This is a genomic window from Klebsiella ornithinolytica NBRC 105727 = ATCC 31898 (genome assembly GCF_001598295.1).
Lineage (GTDB): Bacteria > Pseudomonadota > Gammaproteobacteria > Enterobacterales > Enterobacteriaceae > Klebsiella > Klebsiella ornithinolytica.
Map to the genome: position 1 here is coordinate 237,921 of NZ_BCYR01000010.1, position 13,455 is coordinate 251,375.

The following is a 13,455-nucleotide window of genomic DNA, read 5'->3' on the forward strand; positions in this document are numbered from 1 at the left end:
ATGAATTCAGACACGGTGGGGCAAGCGTCGCCTGCCCCACGTATTGCCATTAATGTTTGATAATATAAAGGTTTTTAACGTAGATATTATCTAACGGGTCTTTACCGGTATAGCCACCCACCCACGGTTTAACCAGACGGGCGTTGACGTAATAGAAGACCGGCACGATCACAGAATCTTTATCGAGCTGCTGTTCTGCTTGCGCATACAGATCGGCACGCTTCGCGTCATCATTCGTTTGTAATGTTTCGGCGATGATTTTATCGAAAGCCGGGCTCTTATAATGAGAGGTGTTATTTGAGCTGTCGCTCAGCATGGTATTCAGGAATGAGGTCGGTTCGTTGTAATCCGCACACCAGCCGGCACGCGCCACGTCGAAGGTCCCCTGATGACGATTATCGAGGAAGGTTTTCCATTCCTGATTTTCCAGCTTGACGTTAGCACCCAGGTTTTTCTTCCAGATGGACGCCACGGCAATAGCCAGTTTTTTATGCAGATCGGAAGTGTTATACAGTAAATTAAAGGTCAGCGGTTTATCGGCGGTATATCCGGCTTCCGCCAGCAGTTTTTTCGCTTCTTCGTTACGCTTGTCCTGAGACCAGGTAAACCACTCTGGTTTGACAACCTTCATGCCATCGGTATACGGCGGTGTATAGCTATAGGCCGGCAGGTCGCCCTGATTCTTCACTTTATTAACGATAATATCGCGATCCAGCGCCATTTTCAGCGCGGTACGAACGCGGGCGTCGGTAAACGGTGCTTTCTGGTTATTAATTTCGTAGTAATAGGTGCAGAGATACGGGTCAACATGGACTTCTTGCGGGATCTCTTTTTTCAGCTTCTGGAACAGTTCAATCGGCATGTTGTTATAGGTCATGTCGATTTCGCCGCTGCGGTAGCGGTTAACGTCGGTCACTTCGGAAGAAATCGGCAGGTAGGTCACCTGATTAATGACGGTCTTCGCGTTATCCCAGTATTGCGGATTGCGCTCAAGCACAATACGTTCGTTAACGACCCAGTCTTTCAGCTTATAAGCGCCGTTGGTCACGATATTGGCAGGCTGGGTCCATTTCTCGCCGTATTTTTCGATAGCGGCTTTTGGCACCGGAGAAACGGATGGGTGAACGAGGAGTTTATAGAAATAAGGAACCGGTTCGCTCAGCGTCACTTCGAAGGTTTTATCATCAATCGCTTTGACGCCCAGATCGGTGATCGGCTTTTTGCCCGCGATAATGTCATCAACGTTCAGCAGGTGGCCATATTGCAGGTAGCTTGCGTAAGGTGAAGCGGTTTTGGGATCCGCCAGACGCTGCCAGCTATAAACGAAATCTTGCGCGGTAACCGGCGTGCCATCGGACCATTTGGCATCTTTGCGCAGATGGAAGGTCCAGACTTTAAAATCTTTATTATCCCAGGATTCTGCGGCCCCAGGGATCGGATGGCCTTGAATATCGCCAATCACTAACCCTTCAAACAAATCGCGGTTAATGTTGGATTCCGGAACGCCTTCAATTTTATGCGGGTCCAGGGATTGCACTTCTGCGCCGTTATTACGTACCAGCGATTGTTTATCCGCCAGCTGCACCCCTGCAGGTACATCCGCTGCCATGGCAACATTCGCGGTAATTAGCGCAGACAAAATCCCCGCGGCTACCAGACTTTTTTTGGTGATGATGGTCATTGTGTTGTTACTCCATTCATTATAATTACTGGCTATTTAACCAGCCTGTTTTTTTCCCCTTACGGGATTCTGTACAGTGCAGGAGTTTATGCTGCTGTCAGACGTTACTGCTTGCTATCACCGACTTATTTATTACGGCCGCTCAAACGGCGACCTTGGCGTCGATTCTTTTATCCCCTGTTGCGGGGCGTTTTCAGCCGTAATGAGTTATTTAATAATAATTCTCATTTACGTGTATTATTCAGTTAGCGATCACGGCGGAAAGTACCAAAAGGCCATCTCATCCGCCAATGCAATTTGCAAATATGTTACCGGATTCTCTTTTATGGTTTTCTCTGCGCCGCTATCTTGCCCTGTCTTTCAGCGTGAAAATCATTAAAGAATTTAGTTTTCATACAGATACTGTCAACAGCCCGTTATGGGTGTCCCATAACCACGCGAAGATGCATTTTTGTACGAAAATTTAACAATCGGTTATTATTTAGCACATTCATCTGCCCCGGTTATGAAATTACTAATATCATTTCAATTATGCGACGGCAAGCACCAGAGAATGATGTGAAGAAAATAACAGTGGCGGAGGGGGGATAAAAAGAGAGGAGACGTTCGATAATTTTCACAACAATTTGATAAATAAGAACATTTAAAGGTATTACAGAAAGCTATCTTGTACCGCCTTTTCCGCTTTATGGATATGTTTTGCTAATAATGAAGCAAACGCGGAGCGCTGGGCTCCGCATCGCGCAGGCTCGTTTAACTCACCAGGCCGGGAAACAGCGCTTTTATTCCGGTGACGATAAACTCAATCCCCAGCGCCATCAGCAACAGCCCCATAATACGCGTGATGACGTTGATGCCGGTCTGCCCTAACAGGCGCACCAGCCATGGCGCCATGCGGAAAATCCCCCAGCAGCATAAGGCAAACAGGGCAATGGCAAGGGAGAACCCTAAAAGGTAGGTTACCGTGTGGTAGCGCGTTCCCCAGACGATAGTCGAGCTGATTGCGCCCGGCCCTGCCATCAACGGCAGCGCCAACGGCACGACGCCAATACTTTCACGAATTGCGGTTTCCGATTTTTCCTGCTTGTTTTGTTTGTCCTCGCCGAGTTTGCCGCTGATCATCGACATCGCAATCGTCACGACCAGGATCCCGCCGGCAATACGGAATGAATCAATAGAGATGCCGAAAATTTGCAAAATCGAGTCACCGAGAAACAGCGACGTCAGCAGAATGATGGCGACCGAAAGATTCGCCGTCAGGTTGGTCTTATTGCGGATCACCGCCGTCTGATAACTGGTCATACTAATGAAGACCGGGATGATGCCTACCGGGTTAACCAGCGCAAATAACCCGATGAAAAACTTGAAGTAGGTTGAAAAATCAAACAACGGTAGAGTCACAGTGCGCTCCGCAGCATCATTAAAAATGGCTGTTGACAGTTAGCCACATAAAATATTCGCGCAGAAGATACGCTTTTTAGCAGCATAATTCATCTCAAATATACGTATAGCGGCGACAAAATGGCATGTTATATATTTGTTTCCCCCGGTTACTTATTCACTTAGTTTGCATACCAATTATTACACTTGATTTGACCGGTCAAAAAACAGACTGCTGAAAGGTGTCAGCTTCGCGCAAACTTGATCTAAATCACGTAAATTATACTCAGAAGTGAGTAACCTTGTTGACACCAAAAGAGTGCAGCATAGCGGTACCTGAGAATCAAAAAGATCAAGCTTCTTTAGTAAATCAATGAAGCCAGCGGCGCCAGAAACGGCACCTTAACATTTAGATGCAAGCTGTTAACAGCCTGTCTATACTGTCGAATCGAGCTACTGATTTACTAAAAAAGTTTAACATTATCAGGAGAGCATTATGGCTGTTACTAATGTCGCTGAACTTAACGCACTCGTAGAGCGCGTAAAAAAAGCCCAGCGTGAATATGCCAGTTTCACTCAAGAACAAGTTGATAAGATCTTCCGTGCCGCCGCTTTGGCCGCCGCAGATGCTCGAATCCCTCTCGCAAAAATGGCCGTAGCCGAATCTGGCATGGGCATTGTCGAAGACAAGGTTATCAAAAACCACTTCGCTTCCGAATATATCTATAACGCATATAAAGATGAAAAGACCTGCGGTGTTCTCTCTGAAGACGACACTTTCGGGACTATCACCATCGCCGAACCTATCGGTATTATCTGCGGTATCGTTCCGACGACTAACCCGACTTCCACAGCAATCTTCAAATCACTGATCAGCCTGAAGACGCGTAACGCGATCATCTTCTCTCCACATCCGCGTGCGAAAGATGCGACCAACAAAGCGGCAGATATCGTGCTGCAGGCCGCTATCGCTGCAGGCGCACCGAAAGATCTGATCGGTTGGATCGACCAGCCTTCCGTTGAGCTGTCTAACGCGCTGATGCATCACCCTGACATTAACCTGATCCTCGCGACCGGCGGTCCAGGCATGGTTAAAGCAGCCTATAGCTCCGGTAAACCGGCTATCGGCGTGGGTGCAGGTAACACTCCGGTTGTTATTGATGAAACTGCAGACGTTAAGCGCGCGGTCGCTTCCGTACTGATGTCTAAAACCTTTGATAACGGCGTTATCTGTGCGTCTGAGCAGTCAGTCGTTGTTGTTGATTCTGTCTATGACGCCGTTCGCGAGCGTTTCGCCAGCCACGGCGGCTACCTGCTGCAGGGCAAAGAGCTGAAAGCCGTTCAGGACATCATCCTGAAAAATGGCGCACTGAACGCGGCAATCGTAGGTCAGCCGGCATACAAAATTGCTGAACTGGCAGGCTTCACCGTTCCGGCTACCACCAAGATTCTGATTGGTGAAGTGACCGACGTTGATGAAAGCGAGCCGTTTGCTCACGAAAAACTGTCTCCGACGCTGGCGATGTACCGCGCGAAGAACTTCGAAGATGCTGTTGATAAAGCTGAAAAACTGGTTGCGATGGGCGGTATCGGTCATACCTCTTGCCTGTACACCGACCAGGACAACCAGCCGGCTCGCGTTGCCTACTTCGGCCAGATGATGAAAACCGCACGTATCCTGATTAACACCCCGGCTTCTCAGGGTGGTATCGGTGACCTGTACAACTTTAAACTCGCGCCTTCCCTGACTCTGGGTTGTGGTTCCTGGGGTGGTAACTCCATCTCTGAAAACGTTGGTCCGAAACACCTGATCAACAAGAAAACCGTTGCTAAGCGAGCTGAAAACATGTTGTGGCACAAACTTCCGAAATCTATCTACTTCCGTCGTGGCTCACTGCCAATCGCACTGGATGAAGTGATTACTGATGGTCACAAACGCGCGCTGATTGTGACTGACCGCTTCCTGTTCAACAACGGTTATGCAGACCAGATCACCTCCGTGCTGAAGGCATCCGGCGTTGAGACTGAAGTCTTCTTCGAAGTTGAAGCTGACCCGACCCTGAGCGTAGTACGTAAAGGTGCGGATCTGGCTAACTCCTTCAAGCCGGACGTTATCATCGCCCTGGGCGGTGGTTCCCCGATGGATGCCGCGAAAATCATGTGGGTAATGTACGAACATCCGGAAACCCACTTCGAAGACCTGGCGCTGCGCTTTATGGACATCCGTAAACGTATCTACAAGTTCCCGAAAATGGGCGTGAAAGCGAAGATGATCGCCGTCACCACCACTTCCGGTACCGGTTCTGAAGTTACGCCATTCGCCGTTGTTACCGACGATGCAACGGGTCAGAAATATCCGCTGGCTGACTACGCGCTGACTCCGGACGTCGCGATTGTTGATGCTAACCTCGTGATGGATATGCCGAAGTCCCTGTGTGCTTTCGGTGGTCTTGACGCCGTGACTCACGCCCTGGAAGCCTATGTTTCCGTACTGGCATCTGAGTTCTCCGACGGCCAGGCTCTGCAGGCGCTGAAACTGCTGAAAGAGTACCTGCCAGCGTCCTACCACGAAGGTTCTAAGAACCCGGTAGCACGTGAACGTGTGCACAGTGCAGCAACTATCGCCGGTATCGCGTTTGCTAACGCCTTCCTCGGCGTATGTCACTCCATGGCGCACAAACTGGGTTCTCAGTTCCACATTCCGCACGGACTGGCTAACGCCCTGCTGATTTGTAACGTGATTCGTTACAACGCGAATGACAACCCGACCAAGCAGACTGCATTCAGCCAGTACGACCGTCCGCAGGCACGCCGTCGCTACGCTGAAATCGCGGACCACCTGGGTCTGAGCGCACCGGGCGACCGTACCGCAGCGAAAATTGAAAAACTGCTGGCATGGCTGGAAAGCCTGAAGGCTGAACTGGGTATTCCTAAGTCTATCCGTGAAGCCGGCGTACAGGAAGCTGACTTCCTGGCCCACGTTGACAAGCTGTCTGAAGATGCATTCGATGACCAGTGCACCGGCGCTAACCCGCGCTATCCGCTGATTGCCGAGCTGAAACAGATTCTGCTGGATACCTTCTACGGTAACGAGTTCAGCGAAGGTGAAACTGCCGCGAAGAAAGAGACCGCAGCAGCGCCAAAAGCCGATAAAAAAGCGAAGAAATCTGCTTAATCGACTCTGATAACGCTGGTAAAAGCCCCATCTCCGGATGGGGCTTTTTTTTATCTCATTCCGGTAGAGCATGACCGGATAAGCGATCGCAAACGCTTTTTCCTGACGCGCATTGCGACCTGGATATCTACGCTAACGCTGTTGACGGTTTGTTTTCGGCGGCACGGCATCCTGGTCAGGCTCATTACGCCCTCATGCCGTTGATACCCGGTCAGGAGAAGCCCGTCGCGGAGAATCGTCAGCAGCAGGCGTGCCAGGCATAACCCGTTCCGGGGAAAGGTCAGGACATCGGTTCACAGTAAAGAGACGCAGCAGGCGCCATACAGGCGCCTGGGTGGGGAATGATGTGGACGATTAGCAGGGGCGATGTTTACTCTGCACCCGGGTCAGCGAGCCTTCACTTAACGCCTCTTTATAATGTTTACGGCAGACGGAAACATAGCGCTCATTCCCGCCAATCACGACCTGCTCGCCTTCATTATATGGCCGACCTTCCTGATCGAGACGCAGCACCATGCTCGCTTTACGTCCGCAGAAGCAGATCGTTTTTAATTCAACCAGCTTATCGGACCACGCTAATAAATACTGACTGCCAATAAACAACTCGCCACGGAAATCCGTACGCAGGCCGTAACACAACACCGGAATATCCAGCCGATCGACGACTTCAGACAATTCATGTACCTGCTCGCGGGTCAGAAACTGACTCTCATCCACCAGGACACAATGAACAGGCTGTTGCGCATGCTCGGCCGCAATATCGCTAAAGAGCGAGGTCTGAGGGTTAAACAGGCGGGCTGGCGAGGAGAGACCAATTCTTGAACTGACCTTACCTGAACCAAAGCGGTCATCAATCTCGGCGGTATAAACCAGGGCACGCATGCCTCGCTCTTGGTAATTGTATGACGACTGTAACAAAGCGGTCGACTTACCTGCATTCATTGCAGAATAGTAGAAATAAAGTTGAGCCATCGGCTGCATCACCCCAATCAGTGTGTTTTATCGCGGCAAAATTGTAGCATATTTTCCCGTGCTATCCCCCCTTTCAGCATGGGTATAGCGGCATACGCTATGTCCGTCCCCCCTGCTGATAGATTACGCTTTTTTAATTGAATGCAGGTGCCGGCAATTTGTACAGCCCCCCCTGGCTGGCGCCCGGCGATTGTCCTTTTGTGCGAATCGTAGCATGAGCCAACCCGCTATAACGTTTTTTGCTCACCAGATTATATTAAAGATTGCCGTTACTAATACGCTAATACTCAAGAGGGATATTTATCCCTGCAAAGTATAATTTTACTCCCGGCCAGCAGAGAAAAGCATACTATCTCAGGGTTTTAGCGCAGGATTCGGGTCAGGCTATAAGCAAAAAAGATGTGAAGTCGCACGTAGAATTTAACTTAAATTAATTAATTGCTGCGACAAATAACAAGTAATTTTGAATTCCTTACATTCTCCCCTATTGCACATCCGATTATATCGCTCTATTATTAGTCCAACAAACCACCCCACAATATAAGTTTGAGATTACTACAATGAGCGAAGCACTTAAAATTTTGAACAACATCCGTACTCTTCGTGCGCAGGCAAGAGAATGCACCCTTGAAACGCTAGAAGAAATGCTGGAAAAATTAGAAGTTGTCGTTAACGAACGTCGCGAAGAAGAAAGCGCTGCAGCTGCAGAAATTGAAGAGCGTACTCGTAAACTGCAACAATACCGTGAAATGCTGATTGCAGATGGTATTGACCCGAACGAACTGCTGAGCACCATGGCGGCAGTCAAAGCGGGTACTAAAGCTAAACGCGCTGCGCGTCCGGCTAAATACAGCTACGTTGATGAAAACGGCGAAACCAAAACCTGGACAGGTCAAGGTCGCACCCCGGCAGTGATCAAAAAAGCCATGGACGAGCAGGGTAAAACCCTGGACGATTTCCTGCTGTAATCGAGCATCTGTATTTGAAAAATCCCGCTTCGGCGGGATTTTTTTTATCTGCCGCCCGGCGATATAAAAAAACCGGGAAACGAAATTCGCTCCCGGTTTATCATTAAGCAGAAAACGATTACTTAGCTACTGCTTTTTCCAGCCAGGCTTTAAAATCTGCGCCGAGGGATTTATGGCGCACGCCATATTCCACAAACGCCTGCATATAGCCCAGTTTATTACCGCAGTCGTGGCTCTTACCTTTCATATGATAGGCTTCAACGGTCTCTTTCTCGATCAGCATGTCGATCGCATCGGTCAGCTGGATTTCATCCCCGGCTCCCGGAGGTGTTTTTGCCAGCAGCGGCCAAATGTCTGCGCTCAGCACGTAGCGACCGACGACAGCAAGGTTAGACGGCGCCACATCGGCTTTCGGCTTCTCAACCACACCCACCATCGGGACGCTTTCGCCCGGCTGCAGGGATTCGCCTTTGCAGTCGACAACGCCATAGGCGGTAACATCAGCAACCGGCTCAACCATAATCTGGCTGGATCCTGTTTCATCAAAACGGGCGATCATTTCGGCCAGGTTATCACGGGAAAGATCCGACTCAAATTCATCCAGAATAACGTCTGGCAGAATAACCGCGACCGGCTCGTCACCCACCACCGGATGCGCGCACAGTACCGCATGACCCAGACCTTTAGCCAGCCCCTGACGGACCTGCATAATGGTGACATGCGGCGGACAAATAGACTGAACCTCTTCCAGAAGCTGACGTTTAACACGTTTTTCCAGCATCGCTTCCAGTTCAAAACTGGTATCGAAATGGTTTTCGATAGAGTTTTTAGACGAATGGGTCACCAGAACAATTTCAGTAATTCCGGCTGCGATGCATTCGTTAACAACGTACTGAATTAAAGGTTTATCTACCAGTGGCAGCATTTCTTTCGGAATAGCCTTGGTGGCGGGTAGCATCCTGGTACCTAATCCCGCAACCGGGATAACAGCTTTTCTTACTTTAGAATTAAGGGCAGCCATTGAAATCTCCTGGACTGTTCGTTTTTTAAACTTTTCGTTAATAATAACGTGTCGAGTATATCAGTCCACTCAGGCAAACCTGGTCTGAAAAGGTTTGTGTTCCCTCGAATTAGGACTTTACTTATAAAACGCAATGATAGTACCACCGCAAAAGATTACCCGGTAATCCTACCAGCTTAAAAAAACCGGTAATTGTTCATTCCGCAGACAACATCAGTCGCAAACGCCCTCCGGCCCCCCAAATTTGGCACTGCCATGATGCGCAGCGCTGGCTAATTTGGTTGAGATAAGCGTTACCCAATGTCCCTAACGGAACGCCATTGCTAATCTGAATTTGATGTTCTCCGGTATTGAGTGTGCCATTCAGACCTGCGGATACCAATATCAAATTTTTCAGACCGCTATGGTAATAACCCACCAGCAATGGAAACTGCCCAGGTAAATTGGCCTGACGGAGTAATTGGTTAACCTGTTTTAACAGGCTCCCCATTTCCGGCAGGCGCTGCCCCTGATGGGCCAGCTGCTCCTGAAGCAATCCATTAAACAAAGCCCGCAGCAACAGCGCCGCAAGCACCCCATTATCTCCTGCTCGTGTGACATCCAGACAATAGAATGCCAGATCATTTTCCGATAATGGCGCAATATCGAGCACCAGACCGGGTTTATCCGCCGACACCAGCTGACGATAATGGATACGGCACTTCGAAATTTCTTGCTGTACGGGAGGCTGAAGCTCCTGCAGTAGCCTTGACGCTGCGGTAGGGTCGCTAACCAGCGCATCCCAGTCCTCAAACAACCTCTCTTCTTCCTCAACCCGCGAGTTGAACATATTGGGATACAGACAGGCATACACCGTTTCCCGCAGGCGGTTGAAATCTTTTACCGGCTTTAGCAACACATCCTGGACGCCAAGGCGCAACGCTTTGGCAATGTCGGCCATATTTTCCGTTGCCGAAATCATCAGAATCGGCAGTTTTTCGCCCCGGTTGCGCAGCTGCTCCACCAGCTCAAGACCATTCATTCGCGGCATAGAGATGTCGCAAATCATCAGGTCGGGTTTGGACTCGGCCATTTTCTGGAGTGCTTCCACGCCATCCCCCGCCTGAACCGTTGTCGCGCCCAGTGAGGTTAGCCAGGAGTGCAAGAGTGAGCGGAAAACGGCTTCGTCTTCAACTATCAGAATCAGTTTTCCCGCCAATGGCTGCGTCATGATCTCTCCTCTGGCTGACGATAGTTAAATAGTGGCATGCAATTCACACTATCGCCTGTCAGAATTTACTTAAGTCCTGGTTAAATGGCGTCACACCGCGGTGCGCACCAAGGGTAGTAGCTCATCCATCTTCTTTTCAACCGCCTGATGTCCGGCAGCAATCGCTTCCCCGGCACGATGAAAATCAAGCGTGGATATTTGTGGGCAAAAAGGCTGTAGCAGAATATCGGGAGGATCGCCCGCCATACGATTGCGTTTCAGGCGATTTTCCAGCACCTGAATAGAGGTCGACATAATCTCCATCGCCGTTGGCGTCGCCGCGCGGCGGGAGGTCATTCCGCTCAGACGCGCGCGAATCCTCGCATGCCAGGAAAAATCTTTGTCTTCTTCAGGCTGAGGTTTTTCAATTGACCACAAATCCTGCTGCATCAGGTGCGCATCGTGCTGTAAGTCGACGGCAATCACGATATCCGCCCCCAGCGCGCGCGCCAGGGAAACCGGAACGGGGTTGACCACCGCGCCATCGACCAGCCAGTAGCCATTATGCATAACCGGTGACATCAGGCCCGGCATGCTGCAGGAGGCGCGCACGGCCTGGTGCAGATCGCCCTCGGTAAACCACAGTTCGCGCCCGGTGCTTAAATTAGTCGCCACCGCAGCAAAGCGACGGTCGCAGCGCTCAATATCGGAGACGGGCAATACCTGTCGAAAGCGGTTGAATACGCGCTCACCGCGCAGCAGTCCACCGCGACGCCAGGAAAGATCCATCAATCGCAGCACGTCCCAGTTGCTAAAAGAGGAGACCCATTTCTCAAGGACCGGAAGCCGGTTGCAGGCAAAGGCGGCCCCCACCAGCGCACCGATTGAACATCCTGCGACGATATCAATTTCAATGCCCGCGCGCTGTAGCGCTTTAATCGTCCCGATATGCGACCATCCGCGGGCAGCTCCCGCCCCTAACGCCAGACCAATTTTAAGCTTTCTCATTATGACCGGTATACTTCCTTCCACTCCGAGCATGGCATCATTGCCACAGCTCAGTTAACATAAAACACTTTGGCGCCGATGCGCCGTGATTCTTTTTCCATGGAGGCCGATTTGTCGCCATTATGCCCTTGTGGCAGCGCTCTGGAGTATAGCTCATGTTGTCAGCGATATCTGAGCGGCTCGCTGCCCGCACCGGATCCCTCACAGCTGATGCGATCCCGCTACAGCGCGTTTGTCATGAAGGATGCCAATTACCTGATCGCCACCTGGCACCCTTCCTGCCAGCCGCAGCACTTCCAGGACGATCTGGAACAGGGGTTCGCTAAAACGCAATGGCAAGGCTTAACCGTATTTGCTACCGATGAAGGCCGTCACCCCGACGAGGGTTTCGTCAGTTTCATCGCGCGATATCACGACGATAACCGCCCCGGCGCGATTATTGAACGTTCCAGATTCTTAAAAGAAAATGGACGGTGGTATTATATCGACGGCACACGACCGCTGATTGGTCGTAACGACCCCTGCCCTTGCGGTTCAGGTAAAAAATTTAAAAAATGCTGCGGCCAGTAAAGCTGGCGCCGGCAATAGCAAACACTACAGGATTTTCCTCGCGATGCATTCATTACAACGTAAAGTACTACGCACCATTTGCCCTGACCAGAAAGGACTCATCGCGCGTATCACGAATATTTGTTACAAGCACGAGCTGAATATCGTGCAGAACAACGAGTTTGTCGATCACCGTACCGGTCGCTTCTTTATGCGTACCGAACTGGAAGGTATTTTTAATGATGCCATTCTGCTCGCCGACCTTGATAGCGCGCTGCCGGAAGGCTCTATACGCGAACTGACGCCCGCCGGCCGCCGTCGCGTGGTGATCCTGGTCACCAAAGAAGCGCACTGTCTGGGCGATCTGCTGATGAAAGCCAACTATGGCGGCCTGGATGTTGAGATTGCGGCCGTCATCGGCAATCATGAAACCCTGCGCTCGCTGGTCGAACGTTTTGATATCCCGTTCCAGCTGGTCAGTCACGAAGGGCTGACGCGCGAAGAACACGACAAGCTAATGGGCGATGCCATTGAATCCTACGCGCCGGATTATGTGGTGCTGGCGAAGTATATGCGCGTTCTGACGCCGGAATTCGTTTCCCGCTTCCCGAACCAGATTATCAACATTCATCACTCCTTCCTGCCAGCCTTTATTGGCGCCCGTCCTTATCATCAGGCCTATGAGCGCGGCGTGAAGATCATCGGCGCTACCGCCCACTACGTTAATGACAACCTGGATGAAGGCCCGATCATTATGCAGGATGTTATTCATGTCGATCACACCTATACGGCGGAAGATATGATGCGCGCGGGCCGCGATGTGGAAAAGAATGTGCTGAGCCGCGCGCTGTATCAGGTTCTGGCCCAGCGCGTGTTTGTTTACGGCAACCGAACGATTATTCTTTAATCGATAATGAAATGAACTGGTTAGCATTGCGTCTTTACGCGTAAATTTCAGGCAACCAGTTTAATTTTATCAACGGAAAGCTTTACAGGGGCGCATCATTTGATATGATGCGCCCCGCTTCCCCAGAAGGAAGCAAGCCAGTATTAAGCATTGCCCCGTGGTGGGGTTCCCGAGCGGCCAAAGGGAGCAGACTGTAAATCTGCCGTCATCGACTTCGAAGGTTCGAATCCTTCCCCCACCACCATTATTCACCACAGCAACGTGGTAACCCCGGTAGGCCTTTGCGAGGTTTGCACTTATCGGGAAGGGTGAGCCGCGAAGCGATGAATAATCCTTCAACCACCATCAAAAGTATTACGCTCAAGTAGTTCATACCCCTGGCGGGGTTCCCGAGCGGCCAAAGGGAGCAGACTGTAAATCTGCCGTCATCGACTTCGAAGGTTCGAATCCTTCCCCCGCCACCATCGCTTTCCTGTGACTTATTCATTATATCCATCTCGTTTGCACCATATTCTGCCCGTGCAGGGAAGGATGAGAAGCTTCGACCAGGTTCGATTCGAGCGCAGCGAGAAAGCGTTGCCGCAGGCAACGACCCGAAGGGTGAG

Annotated in this window: 10 protein-coding genes, 2 tRNA genes and 1 other RNA gene; 7 read left to right on the plus strand and 6 right to left on the minus strand. The window is 50.7% G+C overall.

Going from position 1 to position 13,455, the window contains the following annotated elements; translation table 11 throughout:
* Positions 1–49: 49 nt before the first annotated feature.
* Together oppA and ROR01S_RS19635 are read right to left on the minus strand one after the other, a co-directional pair.
* A complete protein-coding gene (gene oppA / locus ROR01S_RS19630) occupies positions 50–1,681 on the minus strand; it encodes an oligopeptide ABC transporter substrate-binding protein OppA (protein ID WP_004863408.1) in 1,632 nt (543 codons plus the stop codon).
* Between the two features lie 753 nt (positions 1,682–2,434).
* Positions 2,435–3,082, minus strand: coding sequence for a YchE family NAAT transporter (locus tag ROR01S_RS19635; RefSeq protein ID WP_004863410.1), 648 nt, complete (start codon positions 3,080–3,082; stop codon positions 2,435–2,437).
* Positions 3,083–3,557: 475 nt separating this feature from the next.
* On the opposite strand from ROR01S_RS19635, the gene adhE reads away from it, so the two are divergent.
* Positions 3,558–6,236, plus strand: a complete 2,679-nt coding sequence (gene adhE, locus ROR01S_RS19640; RefSeq protein WP_004863415.1) for a bifunctional acetaldehyde-CoA/alcohol dehydrogenase — start codon at positions 3,558–3,560, stop codon at positions 6,234–6,236.
* A gap of 354 nt (positions 6,237–6,590) precedes the next feature.
* Here adhE and tdk read toward each other — a convergent pair whose 3' ends face one another.
* Complete coding sequence (gene tdk, locus ROR01S_RS19645) at positions 6,591–7,208, minus strand: thymidine kinase (protein ID WP_015584099.1); 618 nt, start codon at positions 7,206–7,208, stop codon at positions 6,591–6,593.
* A 560-nt stretch (positions 7,209–7,768) separates the two neighbouring features.
* On the opposite strand from tdk, the gene hns reads away from it, so the two are divergent.
* The gene (gene hns / locus ROR01S_RS19650; RefSeq protein WP_004863421.1) at positions 7,769–8,176 is read left to right on the plus strand and encodes a histone-like nucleoid-structuring protein H-NS; all 408 of its coding nucleotides are present in this window, start codon (positions 7,769–7,771) and stop codon (positions 8,174–8,176) included.
* A gap of 118 nt (positions 8,177–8,294) precedes the next feature.
* On the opposite strand, the gene galU is transcribed toward hns, so the two are convergent.
* The 3 genes from galU to rssA all read right to left on the minus strand — a co-directional run bounded on the left by galU (position 8,295) and on the right by rssA (position 11,394).
* Positions 8,295–9,197 (minus strand): UTP--glucose-1-phosphate uridylyltransferase GalU, encoded by a 903-nt coding sequence (galU, locus tag ROR01S_RS19655; protein ID WP_004863423.1) that lies wholly within the window; start codon positions 9,195–9,197, stop codon positions 8,295–8,297.
* 196 nt (positions 9,198–9,393) lie between these two features.
* A complete protein-coding gene (gene rssB / locus ROR01S_RS19660) occupies positions 9,394–10,407 on the minus strand; it encodes a two-component system response regulator RssB (RefSeq protein WP_004863426.1) in 1,014 nt (337 codons plus the stop codon).
* A gap of 90 nt (positions 10,408–10,497) precedes the next feature.
* Positions 10,498–11,394 (minus strand): patatin-like phospholipase RssA, encoded by an 897-nt coding sequence (gene rssA, locus ROR01S_RS19665; protein ID WP_004863428.1) that lies wholly within the window; start codon positions 11,392–11,394, stop codon positions 10,498–10,500.
* A 111-nt stretch (positions 11,395–11,505) separates the two neighbouring features.
* On the opposite strand from rssA, the gene ROR01S_RS19670 reads away from it, so the two are divergent.
* The 5 genes from ROR01S_RS19670 to ROR01S_RS19690 all read left to right on the plus strand — a co-directional run.
* Positions 11,506–11,964 carry a YchJ family protein gene (locus tag ROR01S_RS19670; RefSeq protein WP_064359818.1) on the plus strand — a complete coding sequence of 153 codons (459 nt, stop codon included), beginning with the start codon at positions 11,506–11,508 and terminating at the stop codon, positions 11,962–11,964.
* 43 nt (positions 11,965–12,007) lie between these two features.
* Positions 12,008–12,850: a formyltetrahydrofolate deformylase gene (purU, locus tag ROR01S_RS19675; protein WP_004863432.1), complete on the plus strand. Its 843-nt coding sequence runs from the start codon at positions 12,008–12,010 to the stop codon at positions 12,848–12,850.
* Positions 12,851–13,009: 159 nt separating this feature from the next.
* Positions 13,010–13,094 (plus strand) — tRNA-Tyr (locus tag ROR01S_RS19680).
* A 135-nt stretch (positions 13,095–13,229) separates the two neighbouring features.
* Positions 13,230–13,314 (plus strand) — tRNA-Tyr (locus tag ROR01S_RS19685).
* Between the two features lie 46 nt (positions 13,315–13,360).
* Positions 13,361–13,455, plus strand: a non-coding RNA gene (locus tag ROR01S_RS19690) — RtT sRNA; the annotation flags it as partial.